Annotated in this window: 23 protein-coding genes and 1 tRNA gene; 9 read left to right on the top strand and 15 right to left on the bottom strand. The window is 71.9% G+C overall.

Annotated features, from left to right (window positions below):
* The first annotated feature begins 634 nt into the window (after positions 1–634).
* A complete protein-coding gene (locus ABD345_RS37280) occupies positions 635–1,834 on the top strand; it encodes a tyrosine-type recombinase/integrase (RefSeq protein WP_344558889.1) in 1,200 nt (399 codons plus the stop codon).
* Positions 1,835–1,923: 89 nt separating this feature from the next.
* Here the strand turns inward: ABD345_RS37280 and ABD345_RS37275 are convergent.
* Positions 1,924–1,997 (bottom strand) — tRNA-Thr (locus tag ABD345_RS37275).
* A gap of 301 nt (positions 1,998–2,298) precedes the next feature.
* Between ABD345_RS37275 and ABD345_RS37270 the strand changes: the two genes are divergently transcribed.
* The 3 genes from ABD345_RS37270 (at position 2,299) to ABD345_RS37260 (ending at position 4,872) form a co-directional block, all read left to right on the top strand.
* Positions 2,299–3,396, top strand: coding sequence for an ABC transporter ATP-binding protein (locus tag ABD345_RS37270; protein WP_344558888.1), 1,098 nt, complete (start codon positions 2,299–2,301; stop codon positions 3,394–3,396).
* 207 nt (positions 3,397–3,603) lie between these two features.
* Positions 3,604–4,041 carry a hypothetical protein gene (locus ABD345_RS37265; RefSeq protein ID WP_344558887.1) on the top strand — a complete coding sequence of 146 codons (438 nt, stop codon included), beginning with the start codon at positions 3,604–3,606 and terminating at the stop codon, positions 4,039–4,041.
* Between the two features lie 81 nt (positions 4,042–4,122).
* A complete protein-coding gene (locus ABD345_RS37260) occupies positions 4,123–4,872 on the top strand; it encodes a nucleotidyltransferase family protein (RefSeq protein ID WP_344558886.1) in 750 nt (249 codons plus the stop codon).
* A 69-nt stretch (positions 4,873–4,941) separates the two neighbouring features.
* On the opposite strand, the gene ABD345_RS37255 is transcribed toward ABD345_RS37260, so the two are convergent.
* The 7 genes from ABD345_RS37255 to ABD345_RS37225 all read right to left on the bottom strand — a co-directional run bounded on the left by ABD345_RS37255 (position 4,942) and on the right by ABD345_RS37225 (position 11,694).
* On the bottom strand, positions 4,942–6,582 hold the full coding sequence (locus ABD345_RS37255; protein WP_344558885.1) for a DoxX family protein: 1,641 nt from the start codon (positions 6,580–6,582) through the stop codon (positions 4,942–4,944).
* Positions 6,583–6,723: 141 nt separating this feature from the next.
* Positions 6,724–7,716 (bottom strand): 23S rRNA (guanosine(2251)-2'-O)-methyltransferase RlmB, encoded by a 993-nt coding sequence (rlmB, locus tag ABD345_RS37250; protein ID WP_344558884.1) that lies wholly within the window; start codon positions 7,714–7,716, stop codon positions 6,724–6,726.
* Between the two features lie 92 nt (positions 7,717–7,808).
* Positions 7,809–9,203 carry a cysteine--tRNA ligase gene (cysS, locus tag ABD345_RS37245; RefSeq protein ID WP_344558883.1) on the bottom strand — a complete coding sequence of 465 codons (1,395 nt, stop codon included), beginning with the start codon at positions 9,201–9,203 and terminating at the stop codon, positions 7,809–7,811.
* Positions 9,204–9,269: 66 nt separating this feature from the next.
* Positions 9,270–9,665, bottom strand: coding sequence for a PPOX class F420-dependent oxidoreductase (locus ABD345_RS37240; RefSeq protein WP_344558882.1), 396 nt, complete (start codon positions 9,663–9,665; stop codon positions 9,270–9,272).
* A gap of 44 nt (positions 9,666–9,709) precedes the next feature.
* Positions 9,710–10,207, bottom strand: a complete 498-nt coding sequence (ispF, locus tag ABD345_RS37235; protein ID WP_344558880.1) for a 2-C-methyl-D-erythritol 2,4-cyclodiphosphate synthase — start codon at positions 10,205–10,207, stop codon at positions 9,710–9,712.
* The gene (gene ispD / locus ABD345_RS37230) at positions 10,197–10,958 is read right to left on the bottom strand and encodes a 2-C-methyl-D-erythritol 4-phosphate cytidylyltransferase (RefSeq protein WP_376059978.1); all 762 of its coding nucleotides are present in this window, start codon (positions 10,956–10,958) and stop codon (positions 10,197–10,199) included. Before ispD ends, ispF begins: the two co-directional genes overlap by 11 nt.
* 253 nt (positions 10,959–11,211) lie before the next feature.
* Positions 11,212–11,694, bottom strand: a complete 483-nt coding sequence (locus ABD345_RS37225) for a CarD family transcriptional regulator (RefSeq protein ID WP_014136563.1) — start codon at positions 11,692–11,694, stop codon at positions 11,212–11,214.
* A gap of 375 nt (positions 11,695–12,069) precedes the next feature.
* On the opposite strand from ABD345_RS37225, the gene ABD345_RS37220 reads away from it, so the two are divergent.
* Positions 12,070–12,759 carry a DUF461 domain-containing protein gene (locus tag ABD345_RS37220; RefSeq protein WP_344558877.1) on the top strand — a complete coding sequence of 230 codons (690 nt, stop codon included), beginning with the start codon at positions 12,070–12,072 and terminating at the stop codon, positions 12,757–12,759.
* 91 nt (positions 12,760–12,850) lie between these two features.
* On the opposite strand, the gene phoP is transcribed toward ABD345_RS37220, so the two are convergent.
* Together phoP and phoR are read right to left on the bottom strand one after the other, a co-directional pair.
* Complete coding sequence (gene phoP, locus ABD345_RS37215) at positions 12,851–13,543, bottom strand: two-component system response regulator PhoP (RefSeq protein WP_033250991.1); 693 nt, start codon at positions 13,541–13,543, stop codon at positions 12,851–12,853.
* Complete coding sequence (gene phoR, locus ABD345_RS37210) at positions 13,540–14,811, bottom strand: two-component system sensor histidine kinase PhoR (protein WP_344558875.1); 1,272 nt, start codon at positions 14,809–14,811, stop codon at positions 13,540–13,542. The genes phoP and phoR overlap by 4 nt, the downstream gene beginning before the upstream one ends.
* Before the next feature lie 285 nt (positions 14,812–15,096).
* Here phoR and phoU point away from each other — a divergent pair, with 285 nt between their 5' ends.
* Both phoU and ABD345_RS37200 read left to right on the top strand, forming a co-directional pair.
* Positions 15,097–15,771 (top strand): phosphate signaling complex protein PhoU, encoded by a 675-nt coding sequence (gene phoU, locus ABD345_RS37205; protein WP_344558874.1) that lies wholly within the window; start codon positions 15,097–15,099, stop codon positions 15,769–15,771.
* A 149-nt stretch (positions 15,772–15,920) separates the two neighbouring features.
* The gene (locus tag ABD345_RS37200; RefSeq protein ID WP_344558873.1) at positions 15,921–16,100 is read left to right on the top strand and encodes a hypothetical protein; all 180 of its coding nucleotides are present in this window, start codon (positions 15,921–15,923) and stop codon (positions 16,098–16,100) included.
* A gap of 93 nt (positions 16,101–16,193) precedes the next feature.
* Here ABD345_RS37200 and ABD345_RS37195 read toward each other — a convergent pair whose 3' ends face one another.
* The 3 genes from ABD345_RS37195 to ABD345_RS37185 form a co-directional block, all read right to left on the bottom strand.
* A complete protein-coding gene (locus ABD345_RS37195; protein ID WP_344558872.1) occupies positions 16,194–16,784 on the bottom strand; it encodes a lytic polysaccharide monooxygenase auxiliary activity family 9 protein in 591 nt (196 codons plus the stop codon).
* Between the two features lie 194 nt (positions 16,785–16,978).
* Positions 16,979–17,524, bottom strand: a complete 546-nt coding sequence (locus tag ABD345_RS37190; RefSeq protein ID WP_344558871.1) for a GIY-YIG nuclease family protein — start codon at positions 17,522–17,524, stop codon at positions 16,979–16,981.
* A gap of 189 nt (positions 17,525–17,713) precedes the next feature.
* The gene (locus ABD345_RS37185) at positions 17,714–18,472 is read right to left on the bottom strand and encodes a phosphoglyceromutase (RefSeq protein ID WP_344558870.1); all 759 of its coding nucleotides are present in this window, start codon (positions 18,470–18,472) and stop codon (positions 17,714–17,716) included.
* A gap of 160 nt (positions 18,473–18,632) precedes the next feature.
* Between ABD345_RS37185 and ABD345_RS37180 the strand changes: the two genes are divergently transcribed.
* On the top strand, positions 18,633–19,889 hold the full coding sequence (locus ABD345_RS37180) for an MDR family MFS transporter (protein WP_344558869.1): 1,257 nt from the start codon (positions 18,633–18,635) through the stop codon (positions 19,887–19,889).
* Between the two features lie 70 nt (positions 19,890–19,959).
* Here ABD345_RS37180 and ABD345_RS37175 read toward each other — a convergent pair whose 3' ends face one another.
* Both ABD345_RS37175 and ABD345_RS37170 read right to left on the bottom strand, forming a co-directional pair.
* Positions 19,960–20,175 carry a DUF397 domain-containing protein gene (locus tag ABD345_RS37175; protein ID WP_344558868.1) on the bottom strand — a complete coding sequence of 72 codons (216 nt, stop codon included), beginning with the start codon at positions 20,173–20,175 and terminating at the stop codon, positions 19,960–19,962.
* Positions 20,156–21,007: a helix-turn-helix domain-containing protein gene (locus tag ABD345_RS37170; RefSeq protein WP_344558866.1), complete on the bottom strand. Its 852-nt coding sequence runs from the start codon at positions 21,005–21,007 to the stop codon at positions 20,156–20,158. Before ABD345_RS37170 ends, ABD345_RS37175 begins: the two co-directional genes overlap by 20 nt.
* A gap of 111 nt (positions 21,008–21,118) precedes the next feature.
* On the opposite strand from ABD345_RS37170, the gene ABD345_RS37165 reads away from it, so the two are divergent.
* Positions 21,119–21,386: hypothetical protein (locus ABD345_RS37165; RefSeq protein ID WP_425556947.1), on the top strand; the 268-nt coding region annotated here is incomplete at its 3' end.

The raw sequence follows: 21,386 nt of genomic DNA, 5'->3' as shown, positions 1-21,386 counted from the left end.
GGAAAGTTGCACTCGCATCACGGAACACGGTCTACCGGATCAGGCCGCGCCGCGAGGGCAACTTCCCAGAATGATCACAACAGAATACGAGCCCTAGCGGCCTGGTCGACCTCTGGTCCGCCGCGACGTCGACCACCACCCAGCGGCCCGGACCGCCGCAGCGCCCAGCCCGTCGGCCGCTCGATCTCTACGTCCTTCCGCACCTCGGAACGAAGCTGGCCGTCGCGATCACCAGGGCGGACATCGAGCAGCTGGTGCAGGCCCTCTTCATCGAAGGCCGGCCGAGCATCGCGACGATCAACCGGACCCTCGCAACCTTGAAGCGGGCCCTGGAGTTCGGCGTTCAACGCCGGCATCTTCCGCGCAATCCTGCGCTCGACCTGCGCCCGCTCCCACGGCCAGCAGTCTGACCGGCAGCGCGCCGCGCGGATCGCCTCCGCGCCCACCCGAAGCCACGGACTCCCCTGCGGAGTCCCGATACACCATGAGACCCGATGCGCGACAGAAATAGCGCACCCTACCGGGCAGAAAGAAGGAGTGAATATGAATATGGACGCAACTATTAAAATCCAGGTGATTTATGTCTCGCGTATGGATAGAAGACCGAATTAAGCACGCTTCCTACAGGGCGGCGGTGGCAAAGGCAAAGCCGACGGGTCGGAAGCCTCCGGGCAGGTTCCGAGTCCGCTGGTATGAGCCGAGCGGAAAGCCTAAGATGCTCACCTTCCTGCGGAAGGTTGACGCCGAAGCAAAGCGAACCGAAATTGAAAGCGCACTCGGTCTAGGAACGTATCGTGATCCTCGGGCGGGACGCACCAAGGTTGCCGATGTCGCAGAGGCTTGGTTCGCTTCGAAAGTCGATATCCGCAGGTCGACCCGAAGCCGCTACCGGGGGGTCCTTGACTTCTACGTCATCCCGCGTTGGGGCACCACCGCAGTCGCGGATGTGCAGCACGAGGACATCGTGGTCTGGCTCGGGAACATCATGGCGGACTCCATTGCCGCAGATTCCCCGCTGAGCGCCGCAACAATCCGGAAGATATGGGTTGTACTGAAAAGCGTCCTCGGGTATGCGGTGCGCACCAAGAAGATCGCCCATAACCCCGCCGTCGGGGTGCCGCTTCCGCGGTACACCCCCGCCGAACACGTCTACCTGACGGACGTACAGGTCGAGGCTCTTGCAGAGGCGTGCGGAGAATACCGGGCCCTTATTCTCTTTCTGGCGTACACAGGCGTGCGCTGGGGCGAAGCGACAGCGATCCAGATCAAACACGTCGACCTGAAGACCAGGCGTGTCCGAATCGCTCAGGCGTGGGCCTCCGACAACAACAAGCTGTATCTCGAAGACAGCCCTAAGAATCATGAACGACGATCCGTTCCGATTCCGGCATTCCTTGTGGCCGAACTCTTGGCGATCATCGCCGATCGAGGCCCGGAGGAGTACCTGTTCGTCGCTCCGCGGGGCGGCGTTCTGATGATCCGGAACTTCACGCGACGGCACTTCAAGGTTGCCCTCGTCGCGGCCGACCTGGAGAAGCTGGGGGTCACCCTCCACAAGCTCCGCCACACTGCGGCGTCCCTGGCGATTGCCAGCGGCGCTGACGTGAAGGTGGTGCAGACGATGCTCGGCCACAAGACCGCGACGCTGACGTTGGACACGTACGGTCACCTTTGGCCGGACCGTCTGGACGAGGTCTCCGACCGGCTCGACGCCCAACGCAGCAAGGCGCTGGAGAAGGCCAGGAAGAAGGCCGCCAAGGCGGTGCGAAAGGCTCAGGAACTGGCCGAGCAGCTGGCGGCCCTGGAGGCTGGCGAACTGACCGCTGCGGCCTGATGTGTGCTGAATGTGTGCCGGGAACCGTTGAGGGCCGACACCCCGTCGGGGCCGGCCCTCAACTTCCTTGCCAAATCGGTGAGTTGTAGAGCCCCCTGTCGGGTTCGAACCGACGACCCCCGCTTTACAAGAGCGGTGCTCTGGCCAACTGAGCTAAGGAGGCGCGGTGGCCGTCCGCGGGATCCACGGCGGCACCAGTGGGCAGTGTACCGGGCAGGGGCGCGGGGATGCGGGTGGTTGCGGGGGTGCGGGGGGAGGGTCGCGGAGGGTGGTGTGACCGGATCGATGCGAACTGGGGGGCGGCAGAGGGCTGACAAAACGATGAACTGCCAGGTAGCGTCACGGGGAACCGTGCTCGATGCCAGTGGTCGAGACCAGTGGTCGAGCCCAGTCGGCGCGGTGGGAAACATCCACCTTTACTCGGATCGTCCGGCACGTTCCTGCCGGTGAAGGAGCGAAGCACCATGGCTTCTGTGACGTACGACAAGGCCACCCGTGTGTACCCGGGTGCCGACAAGCCCTCCGTCGACCAGCTCGACCTGGAGATCGGCGACGGCGAGTTCCTCGTCCTGGTCGGCCCCTCCGGCTGTGGCAAGTCGACCTCGCTGCGCATGCTGGCCGGCCTGGAGGACGTGAACGAGGGCGCCATCCGCATCGGCGACCGCGACGTCACCCACCTGCCGCCGAAGGACCGGGACATCGCGATGGTGTTCCAGAACTACGCGCTGTACCCGCACATGACCGTCGCCGAGAACATGGGCTTCGCCCTGAAGATCGCCGGCGTGAACAAGGCCGACATCCGCACCAAGGTCGAAGAGGCCGGCAAGATCCTCGACCTGAGCCACCTGCTCGACCGCAAGCCGAAGGCGCTCTCCGGCGGTCAGCGCCAGCGCGTCGCGATGGGCCGCGCGATCGTCCGCCAGCCGCAGGTCTTCCTGATGGACGAGCCGCTGTCGAACCTGGACGCCAAGCTCCGCGTGTCCACCCGTACCCAGATCGCCTCGCTGCAGCGCCGCCTGGGCATCACCACGGTCTACGTCACCCACGACCAGACCGAGGCCATGACCATGGGTGACCGCGTCGCGGTCCTCAAGGACGGTCTGCTCCAGCAGGTCGACGCCCCGCGCGCCATGTACGACCGCCCGGGCAACCTGTTCGTGGCCGGCTTCATCGGCTCCCCGGCGATGAACCTGATCGAGGTTCCGCTGGTCGACGGCGGCGTCAAGTTCGGCGGCTCGGTCATCAGCATCGCCCGCGAGGACCTGGCCAAGGCCGGCGACGCGAAGAGCGTCGTGGTCGGCATCCGCCCCGAGCACTTCCAGGTCGTCCCGGCCGGCGGCCTCGAAGGCGTCGCGGTCACCGTCAACGTGGTCGAGGAGCTCGGCGCCGACGGCTTCGTCTACGGCACCACCCAGGTGTCCGGCGAGGACAAGGACATCGTGGTCCGCGTGCACAGCCGCGAGATCCCGCAGCGCGGCGAGACCATCCACGTCGTGCCGGTCGGCAACGAGCCGCACGTCTTCACCACCGAGGCCAACGGCGGCGTGCGCCTGAGCCGCTGACGACGGCACCGGAGGGGCGCCGCACCTGACGGCGGCGCCCGTCCCACCGTTCTTCCACGGAACCCCCTGCCCACGGCGGTCGGCAGGGGGTTCCGGCGTTCTCCGGGTCCGCCCCGTCAACCCGATGGAGGGACAAAACGGGACACCCGTCACTCGATGGGGTAACGCGGCGCGCCCGCTCCGCCACGCACCGCTACTCTCCTGTGCGTGAAACAGCTCGTGCGCCGCATCGCCCAGACCGTTGCCCTCACCCTGCCGGTGATCCTGGTGACCACCGGCACGCTCGCCGTCACCCGCGTCCCGTGGGCCCCGCCGACCGGGCTGGACCAGCAGGTGGTCGCGGCCTCCAGCGGTGACGGCTCCATCGGCCGCACCTCGACCACGCCCGACACCGACGGGATGGCCCCGCAGGACGCCCTCCGGGTCGACCTGCTGGAGGAGTTGAAGAACCACAACCCGGGGACGGCGCTCGACCTGCTGGAGCGCACCATGCGCGAGAAGCCCTCGCTGACCCCGTACTGCAGCCAGCTGGCCGGCGACCTCGGCCGCGCCGCGGTGAAGAAGTACCAGGGCGACGCGCAGCGCGCCCGCTCCTTCGCCCGCCCGGTCTGCGACGGCTCGTTCGCCGCCGGCGTGGTCAACTGACCCACCCGGCACGGCCGGTCGGCCCGCCGACACGCCGCGCGGGCCCGCCCCGGCCGGGGCGGGCCCGTTATCGTGGCGCGCATGACAGCAGACACCGGCACCGCCCCGGGCGCCGCCGCCCCCGCCGTCACCCAGGCGGTGATCCTGGCGGGCGGGCAGGGCTCCCGGCTGCGCCCCTACACCGACGACCGGCCCAAGCCGCTGGTGGAGATCCCCGGCACCGGTCGGCCGATCATCGGCCACCAGCTGGAGTGGCTGGCCGCCGAGGGCGTCACCGACGTGGTGGTCTCCTGCGGCCACCTGGCCGAGGTGCTCCAGCAGTGGCTGGAGCGGGCCGAACTGCCGCTGCGCGTCCGCACCGTGGTGGAGGCCGAACCGCTGGGCCGCGGCGGCGGGTTGCGGCACGCGGCGGCCGCCCTGCCGCGCCCCGCCGAGCCCTGGTACGCCACCAACGGCGACATCTGGACCAGGTTCAGCCTGCGCGAGATGGCCGCCTTCCACCACGAGCGCGCCGCCGTGGCCACCCTGGCGCTGGCCCGGCCGCGGATCCCGTGGGGCGCGGTGGAGACCGACCGGTTCGGCAACGTGCTGGACTTCATCGAGGCCCCGCCGTCCCCGTTCCTGATCAACGCGGGCCTGTACGTCTTCGCGCCGGGCTTCCGCGAGCTGCTGCCCGAGGTCGGCGACCACGAGCGCACCACCTTCCCGCAGCTCGCCCGCGACCGCCGGCTGGCCGGGTACCAGCTGCCGCAGGGCTGCTACTGGCGGGCCATCGACACCGCCAAGGACCTCAGCGAGGCCGCCAAGGAGCTGGCCGCGCACCGCGGTTGAGCGGGGGCTCCGGAACGCCGTAGGGCCCCTCCCCGGGCGGGGAGGGGCCCTACGGCGTTCCGGGGGCCGTCAGGCGGTGCCGACGGGCCGCTGCGGGCTCATGCCGAGCTCCAGCAGCGGCGGGCCGCTGCCCAGCAGCCCGCCGATCACGCCGTGCGAGGGCTGCGCGGTGCGCGGGGTGCTCGCGGGGGCGCCGCCGGAGCCGGTGCCCCCGGCCGAGCCGCCGTTGCCGCTGCCGCTGCTGCCCGAGCCGGTGGTGCCGGCCCCGCTGCCGCCGCCGCGCTGGGTCGTGCTGCTCCCGCCCGTCGGGGTGCTCGGGGGCTGCTTCGACGACTTGGCGCCGCGGCTGGAGCCGGGCGACGGCGTCGGGGACGCCGGGGCCTTGCTCTGGCCGGTGGTGGCGCTGCGCGTGGGCGTGGGCGTCGGCGAGGGGGTGGGCGTCGGCGACGGGCTGTTGCTCGGCCAGACCGGGGGGCCGTAGTTCGTCGACGGCTTGGCCGGCGCCTTGGTGTCGCCGGTGCGGACCGCCGCGCCGAGCAGCGAGCCGGACAGCATGGTCAGGCCCACCACCACGGCGGTGACCACGCCGCGCCGGCGCAGCATCCGCCGCCGGACCGCGCCGGGCTCGGTCGGCCCGTGCCGGCGGAACGCCTCCAGGGCGATCCGGCCGTCCAGCGAGGCGAACGGGGCCCCGGCGATCAGCAGCGGGCTCCAGGCCGCGAGGAAGATCAGGTCGGGGGTGTCGTAGACCGGCACCGCCTTCCAGCTCACGGTGAACAGCAGCGCTGCGGACAGCGCCATCGCGGTGCCCGCCGCGAGCCGCTGCCACAGGCCCAGGATGGACAGCACGCCCACCACGATCTCCAGGAAGGAGACCGCGAGCCCGGCGCCCACCGGGTGGGCCATCGCGAGGTCCAGCAGCGGCTGGGCGACCTTCCACGGGTGCAGCGAGGACAGCCAGCGCATCATCGAGCCGCGCTCGCCGCCGTCGAAGTACACCGGGTCGCACAGCTTGCTGAACCCGGCGTACACCGACAGCGAGCCGAGCAGCACCCGCAGCGGCAGCAGCACCAGGCCGAGGTCGACCCGGCGGCCGGGGTACCAGGCGTGCTTGGAGCCCTCGCCGAGCGACGGCACCTCGGGCAGTTCGCCCTCGGGCCGCCAGCTGCGGCCGGCCCCGAGCCGGACCGACTCGTCCAGCAGTTCGGGGACGCCGACGTGCGGGGTCTCCCCCGGGGCGCCGGTCGGCCCGTACTGCCGGGGGACGCCCTGCAGCTGCTGGGTGTCGTCGTCCGGGCGGCCCTTGGCGGGGGCGGGCACGGTGGTCAGCCGGACGGCTTCCAGCAGCTGGGTCGCGGCGGTGTCGCCGGGCCCGGCCTGGCCGCTCCAGGCGGTGACCACCCGGGCCCTGCGGCGGGGCGCCGCACCGGTGACCGAGGCGGCGGTGATCCCGGCCAGCGCGGGCACCGACGCGGCGGGCACCACGACCTGCGGGGTGACGCCGCTGCGCAGGCCGTACGGGTCACCGAAGGCGGCACCGGCGGGGGCGTCGATCATCGGGGCCACCGGGGCGGAGAGCCGGATCCGGAAGCTGGCCTGGGTGCTGCTGAGCCTCGACGGGTCGGACGGCACCCGGACCGTGTTGAGGACCGGTCCGTCGTCTATCCCCGCGGGGCGCTGCCCGAGGCGCAGAGGTGTTCTGGTGTCCACACCCCTCTAACCGGGTGACGGGCCCGGAGGACACTCTCCCGGGTGGATTCCCGGAGGGGATTTGAAGTGATCATGGGAAAACCGATCGGGCCCGACCGGACCCGACCGGTTCCCCCACGAAAACGACGCGCCGGCCCGCGGTCAGCGCTTGGCGCGCAGCCGGGCGGCCTCGTACAGCACCACGCCGGCGGCCACACCGGCGTTCAGCGACTCGGTCCGGCCGGGCATCGGGATCCGCACCCGCAGGTCACAGGTCTCCGAGACCAGCCGGGACAGGCCCTTGCCCTCGGAGCCGGCCACGATCACCACGGGGCCGGTCAGCGCGTCCAGGTCGCCGATCTCGGCCTCGCCGTCGGCGGCCAGGCCGACCACCATCAGGCCGGCCTTCTGGTACGCCTCCAGCGCGCGGGTCAGGTTGGTGGCGCGCGCCACGGGCAGGCGCGCCGCCGCACCGGAGGAGGTCTTCCAGGCGCCGGCGGTCATGCCGGCCGCCCGGCGCTCCGGGATCACCACGCCGTGCGCGCCGAACGCGGCGGCGGAGCGGACCACGGCGCCCAGGTTGCGGGAGTCGGTGACGCCGTCCAGCGCGACGATCAGCGCGTCCTGCCCGGAGTCGGCGGCGCCCTCCAGCAGGTCATCGGGGTGCGCGTACTCGTACGGCGGGACCTGCAGCACCAGGCCCTGGTGGTTGAGGCCGCCGGTCATCTGGTCCAGCTGCGGGCGCGGGGCCTCCATCAGCGGGACGCCGCGCTCGTTGGCGGCCTGGAAGGCTTCCCGGACCCGGTCGTCGGTGTCGATGAACTGCTGCACGTACAGCGCGGTCGCCGGGACGCCGCCCTGGAGCGCCTCGACCACCGAGTTGCGGCCCACCACCAGCTCGGCCGCGCCCGCGCCGCCGCGGCCGCTGCGCGAACCGGCGCCGGAGCGGCGCATGCCCGCGCGGGACTTGGCGTCGCGCTCGCGCTTGAGCGCGGCGTTGGCGGCGCGCTGCTTGGGGTGCCCCTTGCGGGCCTCGCCGGGCGGGGTCGGCCCCTTGCCCTGGAGCGCCTTCCGGCTGTGGCCGCCGGTACCGACACTCGCGCCCTTCTTCGATCCGGCGTTGCGTCGGTTCCTGCGCTGGCTGTTGCCGGCCATGGCTGTACTTCCTGTCTCTGCGTCTGCTGCGTGCGTCGGGGCCGCACCCCTACAAAGGTACGGCCCCTGCGCGCCCCGGGGGGCTACTGGTCCTACTGGTTGATCGTCCAGCGCGCGCCGGACGGGGTGTCCTCGATCGCCAGCCCGGCCGCGCCGAGCTGGTCGCGGATCGCGTCGGCGGTCGCGAAGTCCTTGCGGGCGCGGGCGGCCTGGCGCTGGTCGAGCACCAGCCGGACCAGCGAGTCGACCACGCCGGTGAGCTCCTCGCCCTGGCCGGCGTCGTCGGCCCACTGCTCGTCCAGCGGGTCGAGGCCGAGCACGCCGAGCATCGCCCGGACCTCGGCGAGCCGGGCCGCGGTCGACTCCTTGTCGTCCGCGCCGAGCGCGCTGTTGCCCTGCCGGACGGCGGTGTGCACCACGGCGAGCGCCTGCGGGACGCCCAGGTCGTCGTCCATCGCCTCGGCGAAGGCCGGCGGCACCTCGGGCGCCGCGTCGACCGGGCCGCAGCGCTCCACGGCCCGCTCGATGAAGCCCTCGATCCGGCCGAAGCCGGTCTCGGCCTCGCGCAGCGACTCCTCGCTGTACTCGATCATCGAGCGGTAGTGCGGGCCGGCCAGGTAGTAGCGCAGCACGATCGGGCGCCAGCGCTTGACCATCTCGGAGACCAGCACCGAGTTGCCCAGCGACTTGGACATCTTCTCGCCCGCCAGCGTCACCCAGGCGTTGTGCACCCAGAAGTTGGCGAACTCGTCGCCGAACGCCCGGGACTGGGCGATCTCGTTCTCGTGGTGCGGGAAGATCAGGTCGAGCCCGCCGCCGTGCACGTCGAAGGACCGGCCGAGGTACTTGTGCGCCATCGCCGAGCACTCCAGGTGCCAGCCCGGGCGGCCGCGGCCCCAGGGCGTCTCCCAGCTCGGCTCGCCGGGCTTGGCGGCCTTCCACATCGCGAAGTCGCGCGGGTCGCGCTTGCCGGTCTCGTTGTCGCCGGAGGGCTGCCGGAGGTTCTCCAGCTCCTGGTTGGAGAGCGCCAGGTACTCCGCGAAGGTGGTGACCGCGAAGTACACGTTGCCGTCGGACTCGTACGCGTGGCCGCGCTCGATCAGGCCGCGCATCATCTCGATCATCTCGGGCACGTGGCCGGTGGCGCGCGGCTCGGCGCTCGGCGGGAGGCAGCCGAGCGCGGTGTAACCGTCGTTGAAGGCGCGCTCGTTGGCGTACGCGATCTTCCACCACTCGGTGGACTGCTCGCGCCCCTTGGCGATCACCTTGTCGTCGATGTCGGTGACGTTCCGGACGAACGTGACGTCGTAGCCGCGGTAGCGGAACCAGCGCTGCATCACGTCGAAGTTCAGGCCGGAGCGGATGTGCCCGATGTGCGGCGGTGCCTGGACCGTGGCACCGCACAGGTAGATCGAGACACAGCCCGGCACCAGCGGGACGAAGTCGCGTACCTGGCGGGTCATGGTGTCGTACAGGCGAAGGCTCACAGCGACCAGGGTAGTGGGCGGCGGGGGGTGCCCCGCCACCTTCCGAGCCCTTTGGCGCGCCCTCGTTCAGCCGATGTTGCCGACGATCTTGCGCGGGCTGAGCCGGACCACCACCCGGACGTCGTCCGGCCCGTCGAAGCCGTAGTCCTGGCCCCGGTACTTGCGCGACAGCTCGTCGATCAGCTCCCGGCCGCCCTCGGTGGTCAGGGTGACCTCGCCGCGCGCCTCGAAGTAGGTGTACGGGTCGTCCGCCGGGTTGACCAGCAGGCTGATCCGCGGGTCGCGCGCCAGGTTGAGGTGCTTGCGGCGGCCCTGCACGGTGGAGAACAGGATGTCGTCCCCGTCCCGCTTCACCCAGACCACGGAGGACTGCGGGCTGCCGTCGGGCTGCACCGTGGACACCACCGCGTAACTCTTCGCGTCCAGCAGTTCCTTGACCTTGCCGCTGAGCTCGACGCCCATGTCGCCTCCTACGTCCGGTTCTTGACGATCTGTCGGAACCCAGGCTAGGCGGCGGGGAGTTCGTAGACCAGCGCCGTGGCGATCGCGGCGAGTCCCTCCGCGCGGCCGGTCAGGCCGAGGCCGTCGGTGGTGGTGCCGGAGACCGAGACCGGGGCGCCGACCGCCGCCGACAGCGCGGCCTGGGCCTCGGCCCGGCGCTTGCCGACCTTCGGGCGGACGCCGATCACCTGGACGGCGACGTTGCCGATCTCGAAGCCCGCCTCCCGGACCAGCCGGGCCGCCTCGGCCAGCAGCGCCACCCCGGCCGCGCCCGCCCACTCCGGGCGGGAGGTGCCGAAGTGCGCGCCGAGGTCGCCGATCCCGGCGGCGGAGAACAGCGCGTCGCAGGCGGCGTGCGCGGCCACGTCGGCGTCCGAGTGCCCGGCCAGGCCGGTCTCGCCGGGCCAGTCCAGGCCGGCCACCCGCAGCGGACGGCCCTCCTCGAAGGCGTGCACGTCGGTGCCGATGCCGACGCGGGGCAGGACCGGTCGGTCAGTAGCCATCGGTGGCCCTCCGGCGGGCGAGCACGGCCTCGGCGAGCACGAGGTCCAGCGGACGGGTCACCTTGAACGCCTCCTCGTGGCCGGGCACCACGACCACCCGGCCGCCGAAGCGCTCGATCAGCCCGGCGTCGTCGGTCACCTCGGCGCCCTCGGCGAGCGCCCGCTCGTGCGCGGCGACCAGCCCGGGCAGGTCGAAGCCCTGCGGGGTCTGCACCGCGCGCAGGGTGGAGCGGTCGGGCGTGTCCAGCACCGGCTCCGGACCGGACGGCTGCGGCTCGACCCGCTTGACGGTGTCGGCCAGCGGCACCGCGGGCACCACCGCCGCCGCCCCGGCGCGGACGGCGGCGGCCACCGCGTCCACCACCTCGACCGGCACCAGCGGGCGGGCCGCGTCGTGCACCAGCACCACCCGGGTGCCCGCCGGGACGGCGGCCAGGCCCAGGCGCACCGACTCCTGCCGGCTGGCGCCGCCCGGCACCACCCGGACGTCCTTGCCGTCCAGGCCGTGGCTGTCCAGCAGCGAGACCACCTCGGCCACGCCGTCCGGCGGGGCGCACACCACCACCAGGCCGACCGCCCGGCTGCGGGCCAGCGCCCGGACGGCGTGCACCAGCAGCGGGACGCCGCCGAGTTCGCGCAGCGCCTTGGGGGCGCCGGGGCCGAGTCGCTCGCCGCGCCCGGCGGCCGGAACGACCGCTGCCGCGAGCTGTGCTGAGGCGTTCAGGTTTGGCTCCTCGGTAGTGATGGGTATGGCCCGTGCCGAGCGCGGATTACGCGAGCGGGCAGGCCCCCTTCCTGACTGCACGTTAGTGGAACCGCGCCCGCCGTTCCGCCATGCCACCGACCCCTTCCGGGCATGGCGAAGCGCCCGAGGTGCCGTTCGGGCACCACCGGGCGCTGCGTCACACCTGGCTCAACGCCCCTGGCTCGACGTCATTGCGCTCGACGCCCTTGCGGGGGTTGGAAGATCAGGAATGGACCGACTCCGCACCGAGCGGGTCGGCTCAGGAGGCGAGGACCTCGTCGAGCAGCGTCTCGGCCTTGTCCTCGTTGGTGTTCTCGGCGAGCGCGAGCTCGCTCACCAGGATCTGCCGGGCCTTGGCCAGCATCCGCTTCTCACCGGCGGACAGACCGCGCTCGCGCTCGCGGCGCCACAGGTCGCGGACGACCTCCGCGACCTTGATCACGTCGCCGGACGCGAGCTTCTCGAGGTTCGCCTTGTACCGGCGAGACCAGTTGGTGGGCTCTTCGGTGTACGGTGCCCTGAGCACCTCGAACACGCGGTCCAGACCCTCCTGGCCCACCACGTCGCGGACGCCGACGAACTCGGCGTTCTCCGCGGGAACGCGAAGCGTCAGATCTCCCTGCTGCACCTTCAGCACCAGGTAGGTCTTGTCCACACCTTTGATCTGGCGAGTTTCGATGGCCTCGATCAGCGCAGCCCCGTGATGGGGGTAGACCACCGTGTCGCCAACCTTGAACGTCATGTGACAGGACCCCTTCCGTGGCTTTCCAGAATAACACGCTTTTCGGCTGACTCGAAGGGCGTTTTCGCAGGTCAGGGCGGGTTCCAGGGCTTGACAACCACCCCCGTCGCATGCTGCGACCGGTGTTCGATCCGAGCTTCCCGCAGGTCGGAGGCGGTCTGACCGCGCGACGAAACCTCTGGTCACCGTCCCGAAACCATGATTGGATCTTGAGTTTTTGCCCCCGACGCGCCGGACGCCCCGGATCGTGATCGGACCGCGACACGGGGCCACCCCGTGAGAGCCGGATATGTGTGGTCGGTAGTCTGACCCTCGACCACCGACCGTGATCCGTTTTCCGCTGGATCATCCCCCCATCAAGGAGAAGTCGCCGCCGTGAGCCGGAGCCTTCGACGCGGCGCTGTCGCCGCCATCGTCCTCGCCGCGATCGTCCCGCTGGCCGCCTGCGCCGCGGGCAACGACGCGGGCACGCTGCAGATCAAGCCGGACAACGCGGCGACGGCGATCGGTACCGACGTCAAGCTCAACAACATCGTGGTGGTCACCCCGAAGGGCACCGCCGGCGCGTACTCGGGCGCCGCGAACCTCACGGTCAACATCGCCAACACCGGCACCGCGGAGGAGGTGCTGACCTCGGTGAAGATCGACGACGCGGCCGCCAAGCTGACCGACGAGAGCGGCGCCGCCGTCTCGGACATCACGCTCGCGCCCGGCGAGTCGGTGCTGATCGGCGCCGAGGGCGGCCCGACCGCCTCGATCCCGACCTCGGACCTGTCGGTCGGCGGCTACGCCAAGACCACCTTCACCTTCAAGAAGGCCGGCGAGGTCTCCGCCAACGCCAACGTGCAGCCCGCCGACGGCCTGTACGAGGGCTTCGGCCCGCAGTCGGCCGCCCCGTCCGCGGCCGCCTCCCCGTCCGCCGAAGCCTCGGGCTCGGCCTCGGCCGGAGCGAGCGGCTCGCCGTCGGCCGGCGCCACCGCCAGCGGCTCGGCCTCGGCCGGTGCCACCGCGAGCGGCTCGGCCAGTGCCCCGGTCAGCCCGTCGGGCTCGGCCTCGGCCCAGTAGGACCCCGTACGACGCCCCGGCCCGACCGGGGCCGGACGCGGAAGGGCCCCGCCGAGGCGGGGCCCTTCCTGCTGGGTGCGGGGGTCGCGGCCTACGGCTCGAACTTGTAGCCCAGGCCGCGGACGGTGACCAGGTAGCGCGGGGCGCCCGGGTCCGGCTCGATCTTCGCCCGCAGGCGCTTCACGTGGACGTCCAGGGTCTTGGTGTCGCCGACGTAGTCCGCGCCCCAGACCCGGTCGATCAGCTGCATCCGGGTCAGCACCCGGCCCGCGTTGCGCAGCAGCATCTCCAGCAGGTCGAACTCCTTGAGCGGCAGGTCGACCTTGGCGCCGTCCACCGTCACCACGTGCCGGTCGACGTCCATCCGGACCGGGCCGGCCTCCAGCGCGCCCGGGGCGGCCGCGCCGTCGCCGCCGCCGTCCTCGCCGCGGCGGCGGAGCACCGCGCGGATCCGGGCGACCAGCTCGCGGGTGGAGTACGGCTTGGTGACGTAGTCGTCGGCTCCTATCTCCAGGCCGACCACCTTGTCGATCTCGCTGTCCTTCGCGGTGACCATGATCACCGGGACGTTGGAGCGGACCCGCAGCTGGCGGCAGACCTCGGTGCCGGGCAGGCCGGGCAGCATCAGGTCGAGCAGGACGAGGTCGGCTCCGTTGCGCTCGAACTGCTCCAGCGCGTCGGGCCCGGTGGCGGCGACCGCCACCTCGAAGCCCTCCTTGCGGAGCATGTACGACAGGGCGTCGCTGAACGACTCCTCGTCCTCGACCACCAGTACACGGGTCACGATCGGGCCTCCGGGGCAGGAAGTGTGGTTGCTGCTTGGTTTTCGGGGTCCTCGACCGGGGCCTGCCCGGCGGGGAGCCGCAGAGTGAAGGTGGAACCCTGGCCCTCGACGCTCCACACCGACACGGTGCCGCGGTGCGAGGCGGCGACGTGCTTCACGATGGACAGGCCGAGGCCGGTGCCACCGGTGAGGCGGGAGCGGGCGGGGTCCACCCGGTAGAAGCGTTCGAAGATCCGCTCGCGGTCCTTCTCCGAGATGCCGATGCCCTGGTCGGTCACCGAGATCTCGATCAGCTCGCCGTCCGCCTCGCCCAGCGCCGCGGCGCTGGAGATCCGGCGGGTGGCGAGGGCGACCCTGGTGCGCGGCGGACTGTAGTTCACCGCGTTCTCCACCAGGTTGCCGAGGGCGGCGGCCAGCTGGCCGCGGTTGCCGACCAGGTACAGGTCGGTGGTGCCGCCCGCCGCGATGACGATCTGCTTGGCCGCGGCGGTCTGCCGGCAGCGGTCGATCGCCTCGGCGATCAGCTCGTCCACCGCGACCGGCTCCGGGTCGACCTTGAGCTGGTCGTCCTGCACCCGGGACAGGTCGATGATCTCCTGCACCAGGCTGGCCAGCCGGGTCGCCTCGACCTGCATCCGGCCGGCGAAGCGCTGCACCGCCTCCGGGTCGTCGGAGGCGTCCGCGACGGCCTCGGAGAGCAGCGAGAGCGCGCCCACCGGGGTCTTCAGCTCGTGCGAGACGTTCGCCACGAAGTCGCGCCGGATCGCCTCGATCCGGCGGCGCTCGGTGCGGTCCTCGACCAGCACCAGCACCAGCCGGGAGCCCAGCGGGGCGACCCGGACCGAGACCGCCAGCGGCTCGGCGGTGCGGGCCGAGGCGCCGGGACGGGTCAGCTCCAGCTCGATCTGCCGGATCTCGCCGTCCCGCCGGGTGGAGCGGGCCAGCGACAGCATCTGGTCCACGGCCACCTTGCCGCCGCGGACCAGACCCATCGCGTAGGCGGCGGAGGAGGCCTTCACCACCTCGTCGCCCTCGCCGAGCACGATCGCGCAGGAGCGCAGCACCGAGAGCACGGTGTCCACGCCCGGGGGCAGCGCCGGTTCCTGGTCCAACTCCGCCGTCGCGCCGGTCCTGCTCGTCCTGCCGGTCCTGCCGCTCCTGTCGCGGGCCTGCTCGCGCTCGCTCCAGCGGAAGGCGATGGAGGCGGTGAGGCCGACGCCGAGCCCGGCTATGGCGCAGGCAGCGGCGGCGGCCACGTTCACGTCCATGCCAGTCAGCGTAAATGGTGCTCGGGCGCGCTCCGTAAGGGTGCGATCAAGGCATCGGCCTGACGTTGCCGAGAATTCACCTTCAAGCTGCCGGTGATTCACCGCAGAGGCCGTGGGAGGTCGCCCGAACGGCCCAGTCTGGGCCGGGCAAGCCCGTGCGGGCGGTGACGCGGCTACCATTCGCGCCACCAGCAGCGGCCGCCCGCGCCCACCGCCCTCCGGCGGACCGGTCCGGGGCGTCCGGTCGGCACCGCCACCGACACCGGTACTGGAGGAGAAGAGCGCATGCGCGACGCGTACCACGAGGAACTCGACTCGATCAGCGACAGCCTGGTCGAGATGGCACGCCTGGTCGGCTCGGCGATGGGCCGGGCCACCACCGCCCTGCTGGACGCGGACCTCGACCTGGCGGAGAGCGTGATCGCCGCCGACGAGAAGATCAACGGCCTGCACCACGACCTGGAGAACCGCGCCATCGACCTGCTGGCCCGCCAGCAGCCGGTCGCCACCGACCTGCGGATCGTCGTCACCTCGCTGCGGATGAGCGCCGACCTGGAGCGCTGCGGGGACCTGGCCCGGCACGTCGCCAAGGTCGCCCGGCTGCGCTACCCGGAGACCGCCGTCCCCAACGACCTGCACCCGATCGTGCTGGAGATGGGGCAGCTCGCCCAGCGCCTGGTCGCCAAGGCCGGCCTGGTGATCGCCACCAAGGACGTCGACAAGGCGCTGGAGCTGGAGGCGGACGACGACGCCATCGACGCCCTGCACCGCGAGCTGTTCTCGCACCTGCTGGACGACCGCTGGCACCACGGCATCGAGACCGCGGTGGACGTCACCCTGGTCGGCCGCTACTACGAGCGCTTCGCCGACCACGCGGTCTCGGTCGCCAAGCGCGTGGTGTACCTGGTCACCGGCGAGCACGCGGGCGACTTCGTGGCCACCGCGGAGCCCGCCCAGTAGGACCCGCCGCCCGGGCGAGGGGGGCGCACGGGGGCCGAACCACCAGCCCCCGCGCGCCCGTTGACGTGCCGTCGACCGAAGGGTTTCACTCGAAGGGACGGGCGCTCCCCTCGGGCTGCCCGGCTCCGCCCGGACGAGGAGGCAGCGCCATGAAGACGACCGGCACCCCGACCACTCCCCCGCCCGGCCCGGCCGCCCCGGCCCGGGCCCGGCTCCTGCCGGTCCTCGCCGCGGGCTGCGGCTGCGGCCCCGGCTGCGGCTGCGGCTGCCAGTCCGGCGCGCCCTGCCAGTGCGGCGGGGCGACCGGCGGCTGCTGCGGCGGCCACTGACGGCGGCCGCCGTCAACGGTGTTGGCACCGACGGCCGGACGGCCGGGCACCCCCTCTGGAAGGGTGCCCGGCCGTCCTGCTTCCTCCCCGGCGTCAGGAGAAGTTGACGTCCATGCACTGGTAGAACGCGTTGCCGGTGTCCGCGATGTCCCAGACCGCCAGGATCACCTGGTGGCCGGTCAGCCCGGAGGGCAGCGTCGCGGTGTGGCTGAGCGTGGCCGGGGGCTGCTTGCCGCCCATCGGCACGGTCAGGAACGGGGTCAGGTTCAGGTTCGACCTGGTGATCTTGGTGGTGGCGTCGTAGCCCGGCTTGGTGAGGAAGTACCGGAACGACGTGGTGGCGTGCCGCGCCTCGATGCTCCAGGTCAGCGTCAGCTGCTGCCCGGCGGTCACCTTGGTGGTCGGCCAGGCGCCACCGCGCGGGTCGTCCAGCTGGGCCCAGCGCGAGTCCGCGCCGGCGCACAGCGTGCCGTCCGCCGGACCGGCGTTCGGGAAGCCCTTCGGCCCCTCGACGCTCTGCGGCTCCCACTGGATCTCGCCGCACTTCTTCACCACGCCGGCACCGCACAGTCCGGCCCGGCTGGGCGGGGTGGTGATGTAGCCGTGCGAGCTGGCCGGGATGGCGGTGGCCAGGACCGCCGCGGCGGCCGCGAAGCCGACCGCGAAGATGTTGCGCTTGCGCATGGTGCTCCTCCGTGGGGGTGGATGGAGTGCACGACCGCGGGCACGCGGGAGGCCGCGTGGGGGGCGACCAAGATTGTCATGCCCGCGCCGACAGTGCTCCCACGCTAGAAGCCCCACCTTCCCTGCGTCAATGGTCTGAACCATTCACGAACCTTAAGAAGGCTTTGCCGAAGCCGAGTTGACGACGCGTCCGATCACCTGACGACCGGCAGTGCGTGCGCCCGGACCCGGGCCGCCCGCCGCAGGCCGGTCAGGTCACCGTGGAAGCCGCCGCCCTCGTTGCCCGCCAGGTTGAGCGGCAGGTCGAGGGTGGCGATCAGCCGCGACTCCAGGTCCCAGGGCTCGGGCCGGACCGTCCAGCAGACCCGGGCGTGCTCCGCCATCCACGCGCTCAGCTCCGCCTCACCGGCCCGGCCGAAGGTCGTCCGGCCCCGCTCGCTGACCCGGCGCAGCTCCAGGCCGAGCAGGCAGCCGAGGCTGTAGCGAAGCGTCGACCCGGCCGCGTTGCCCCGGTAGTGGTAGCGGATCCGGGTGCGCAGGCTCTGTCCGCTGGGCCGCCCCGGCGGCATCCGACGGGGCGCGATCCCGGTGTACAGCAGCCGACCGACCGGCAGCGCCGGGTGCGGGGCGGCGGTGAAGTGCCAGCCGTAGACGCCGGGTTCGGCCGGCACCGGACAGGGGGCGGCCAGCACCTCCGCGGCGGTCCAGAGGCGGTCGGGGTCGGTGAGCGGGGTGTGCACGGGGCCTCCGGCGGGGTGCGGTGGGTACGGCGGGCGTGGCGGGCGTGGCGGCTCGGGCGCGGTGGGCGCGGCTGGCGCGGCGGGAACGGCGGGAACGGCGGGAACGGCGGGAACGGAACAGCCCCCTGGGCCGGGGCGTCGTTGCGCCGGGCAGGGGGCTGAGAGGTGTGGGCGAGGGCGAAGGGGGTGTTACTTCTTGCCCTGGTTCTTCACGGCCTCGATGGCGGCCGCGGCGGCGTCCGGGTCGAGGTAGCGGCCACCGGCGGTGACCGGCTTGAAGTCGGCGTCGAGCTCGTAGACGAGCGGGATGCCGGTGGGGATGTTGAGCCCGGCGATGGCCTCGTCGGAGATGCCGTCGAGGTGCTTGACCAGGGCGCGCAGGCTGTTGCCGTGGGCGGTGACCAGGACGGTGTTGCCCGCGGCGAGGTCCGGCACGATGGCGTCGTACCAGTAGGGGAGCATCCGCTCGACGACGTCCTTGAGGCACTCGGTGTTCGGGCGCAGCTCGGACGGGATCTCGGCGTAGCGGGCGTCGCCGGCCTGCGAGTACTCGGCGTCGTCGGCGAGGGCCGGCGGCGGGGTGTCGTAGGAGCGGCGCCAGAGCTGGAACTGCTCCTCGCCGAACTCGGCGAGGGTCTGGGCCTTGTCCTTGCCCTGGAGGGCGCCGTAGTGGCGCTCGTTCAGGCGCCAGCTGCGGCGGACCGGGATCCAGTGCCGGTCGGCCTTGTCGAGGGCGATCTGCGAGGTGCGGATGGCGCGGCGCAGCAGCGAGGTGTGCAGCACGTCCGGCAGCAGGCCCTCGGCGAGCAGGAGCTCGCCGCCGCGGGCGGCCTCCTTCTCGCCCTTCTCGTTGAGGTCGACGTCGACCCAACCGGTGAACAGGTTCTTCTGGTTCCACTGGCTCTCGCCGTGGCGGAGCAGGATCAAGCGATAGGTCGTGTCAGCCATGGGGCCAAGCCTAGTGGAGGGGGAAATCCGGTCGCTCGGGTGTCCACTCGGCAGGTAATGTTCGCTCATCGGTTTCGACTCTTACCGTTCCACCCGCCCGCGGGCGGCCGCCCCACCCTGCCCGCGGCCGTTCGGGGCCGTACCGCCCGGGAGCCTCCCCATGCCCCTCCTCGCCCGTCTGGCCGCCGAAGCACGCAGAGCGGGCGGCGGGCTCCCCCGCCAGTTCTGGTGGCTGTGGACGTCCACCCTGGTGAACCGCCTCGGCGGCTTCGTGGTCACCTTCCTGGCCATGTACCTCACCCACGACCGCGGCTACTCGGCGGCGTACGCGGGCCTGGTGGCCTCGCTGTTCGGGCTCGGCTCGGCGGTGGCCGCGATCGGCGCGGGGGTGCTGACCGACCGGCTGGGGCGGCGGCCGACGCTGCTGGCGGCGCAGCTGTCCACCGCGGTGTTCACCGCGGTGCTCGGGTTCACCGACGGGCCGGTGGCGATCGCCGCGGTGGCCTTCCTGGTCGGCCTGGCGAGCAACGCGTCCCGTCCGGCGGTCAGCGCGATGATCGCCGACCTGGTGCCCGCCGCGGACCGGGTCCGGGCGTACGCGCTGAACTACTGGGCGATCAACATCGGCTTCGGCGCCTCCGCCGCGGTGGCCGGGGTGATCGCCCTGCACGGCTACCTGACGCTGTTCCTGCTGGACGCGCTGACCACGCTGCTGTGCGCGGTGGTGGTGTTCGTGAAGGTCCCCGAGACGCGGCCGGAGGCCGCGCCGGCCGCGGTGCGGGAACCGCGGGTCGGGCTGGGCTCGGTCTTCCGGGACGGCCCGTTCATGGCCGTGGTCGCGGTGAACCTGCTGCTGGCGCTGGTCGTCCAGCAGGGCTCCACCACACTGCCGGTCGACATGGGCGCGCACGGCCTCTCGGCCGCCCGGTTCGGCCTGGTGATCAGCCTGAACGGGCTGCTGATCGTGCTGCTCCAGCTCCCGCTGACCAGGCTGATGGAGCGGCACGACCGGACCGCCCTGCTGGTGGTCGGCGCCCTGCTGACCGGCTGGGGCTTCGGCCTGACCGCACTGGCCGGTTCCTCCGCCGGGCTGTACGCGCTGACGGTGGCGGTCTGGACGGTCGGCGAGATCGTCACCTCGCCGACCATGATGGCGCTGGTCGCCGAGCACTCCCCGGCCCGGGCCCGCGGCCGCTACCAGGGCGTCTACTCGCTCTCCTGGTCACTGGCCTCGTTCGTCGGCCCGCTCGGCGGCGGCCTGCTGCTCCAGTACGCGGGCAGCTGGGCCCTGTGGGGCAGCTGCGCGGCGGCGGGCACCCTGGCCGCGCTCGCCTTCGTGGCGATCGGACGGCGTCGGCCCCGGCCGCCGGCGGTCGACGGGACGGCCGTCCCGACCCCGGTGGGGGCGGCGGCCTGACGCCCCTGGGCGGGGGCTCGCGCTGAACAAACGGATTGCGCAGAGGCCCCCGCCCAGGTGGGAGAGGCGGTCAGACCTCGCCGAACTCGCCGGTTGCGGTGGCGGCCACGAAGGCTGACCAGGCGGTGGGGGTGAACTCCAGGTGCGGGCCGTTGGGGTCCTTGGAGTCGCGGACGTGCCCGAAGTTGGCGTCGTCCACCTCGACGCACGAGCCGCCGTTGCCACCGGAGTAACTGCTCTTCCGCCACCGCCGCGGCGGGATGGACTCATCGAGGGTGGCTTGCATGCTCGTGTTCCTCCACAGCTTTCATGATCCGGCCGAGGGACTCCTCTTGCGGCAACGCAACAGTCCGCACGAAATCGTAGGCCAGGCGGCATTTTTCAACCAACGCGGTTTCGTCAACCAGGTGACCGACGTTCACGCTCTCCATGTACGCCAGGGGCGGAGCATCCTCGAAGGTCATCAGGCTGATCATGCCTTCGAGCAGAGCGTGCGCCCCCGCCTCGAACTCCACGACCTGAACGACGATCTGTCGTTTGGTGACCAACTCGGCTATGCGCCGGAGCTGCTCGGCCATGATCTCCCTGCTGCCGACTACCCGCCTGAGCACTGCCTCATCAAGGACTGCCCAGAACAAGAGTCTTGTTGGATCACCGATGAGCGCCTGCCGCTCCATCCGACCCGTGAGGCGTTCCTCCAGCTCCTCCTCGTCAAGCAGCGGATTGGCCGCCAGGATGATCGCCTCCGCATACCTCCGCGTCTGCAGCAGCCCAGGCACCACGAGGGGCGCGTACTCCAGGATCGTCTTCGCCTGCTGCTCGTGCTCCGCAGCCTCGACGAAGTAATCGGCAAACTGCCTGCTGCGCACGGCCCGCACCAGTGAGTGCAGCCGTTCGAGGTGGCCGTCGGCCGATAGCACCACGTCCAGTTGGCGCGACAGGTCTTCCTGCGGGCGCCGTACGGCCTTCTCCAGCTGGCTGACGTACGTACCCGAGATGAAGACCAGGTCCGCGAGTTCCTGCTGGGAGAGCCCGGCCTTCTCGCGCAGCCTCCGCAGTTCCGCTCCGTAGAACGCGGCCGGCGACCTGGTCGGGTCGAGCGGTGAAGGACTGACCATGGCTCACCTCTGCGCAGATTGCTTGTCGAGATTTCCCTGCTTCCCAGGCTAGTGCCGGTCCGCGACGCTTGGAGCACGGAACGTGACATTCGTGGATCGAGGGAATGGGTGGTGACCGCGATGGCCAACTCCCTGCTTGACCGGCTGGAGCGGCAGGATCGGGCCTTCGCGCGCAAGGTGTGCGACGGGCTGCGGGAGGCGCTGGGCGCGGCGGGTCTCAGGTTGCCCTCGCTGGGGGTGGAGCGGGCGGCCACGGGGGCGCACCTGGTGCAACTCGGCGGCGTGGCGCCGGGTTTGGCGAGTGAGTTGGCGACGCTGGTCTGGACGGGTGCGCCGTACGTGCGGGCCGTGCGGGGTGGGGAGTTCGGCGGGGGGCACC

The sequence above is a fragment of the Kitasatospora saccharophila genome, from assembly GCF_039529925.1.
GTDB lineage: Bacteria > Actinomycetota > Actinomycetes > Streptomycetales > Streptomycetaceae > Kitasatospora > Kitasatospora saccharophila.
This window is presented reverse-complemented; position numbering and strand designations above follow the sequence as displayed.

Coding starts and splice junctions, on each gene's coding strand:
- phoR (WP_344558875.1), bottom strand. CDS start 14,811: ATGGACGTGAACGTGGCCGCCGCCGCTGCCTGCGCCATAGCCGGGCTC.
- ABD345_RS37270 (WP_344558888.1), top strand. CDS start 2,299: ATGGCTTCTGTGACGTACGACAAGGCCACCCGTGTGTACCCGGGTGCC.
- ABD345_RS37185 (WP_344558870.1), bottom strand. CDS start 18,472: ATGGCTGACACGACCTATCGCTTGATCCTGCTCCGCCACGGCGAGAGC.
- ABD345_RS37260 (WP_344558886.1), top strand. CDS start 4,123: ATGACAGCAGACACCGGCACCGCCCCGGGCGCCGCCGCCCCCGCCGTC.
- ABD345_RS37200 (WP_344558873.1), top strand. CDS start 15,921: ATGAAGACGACCGGCACCCCGACCACTCCCCCGCCCGGCCCGGCCGCC.
- ispF (WP_344558880.1), bottom strand. CDS start 10,207: ATGGCTACTGACCGACCGGTCCTGCCCCGCGTCGGCATCGGCACCGAC.
- rlmB (WP_344558884.1), bottom strand. CDS start 7,716: ATGGCCGGCAACAGCCAGCGCAGGAACCGACGCAACGCCGGATCGAAG.
- ABD345_RS37170 (WP_344558866.1), bottom strand. CDS start 21,007: ATGGTCAGTCCTTCACCGCTCGACCCGACCAGGTCGCCGGCCGCGTTC.
- ABD345_RS37180 (WP_344558869.1), top strand. CDS start 18,633: ATGCCCCTCCTCGCCCGTCTGGCCGCCGAAGCACGCAGAGCGGGCGGC.
- ABD345_RS37225 (WP_014136563.1), bottom strand. CDS start 11,694: ATGACGTTCAAGGTTGGCGACACGGTGGTCTACCCCCATCACGGGGCT.
- ABD345_RS37195 (WP_344558872.1), bottom strand. CDS start 16,784: ATGCGCAAGCGCAACATCTTCGCGGTCGGCTTCGCGGCCGCCGCGGCG.
- ABD345_RS37240 (WP_344558882.1), bottom strand. CDS start 9,665: ATGGGCGTCGAGCTCAGCGGCAAGGTCAAGGAACTGCTGGACGCGAAG.
- phoU (WP_344558874.1), top strand. CDS start 15,097: ATGCGCGACGCGTACCACGAGGAACTCGACTCGATCAGCGACAGCCTG.
- ABD345_RS37175 (WP_344558868.1), bottom strand. CDS start 20,175: ATGCAAGCCACCCTCGATGAGTCCATCCCGCCGCGGCGGTGGCGGAAG.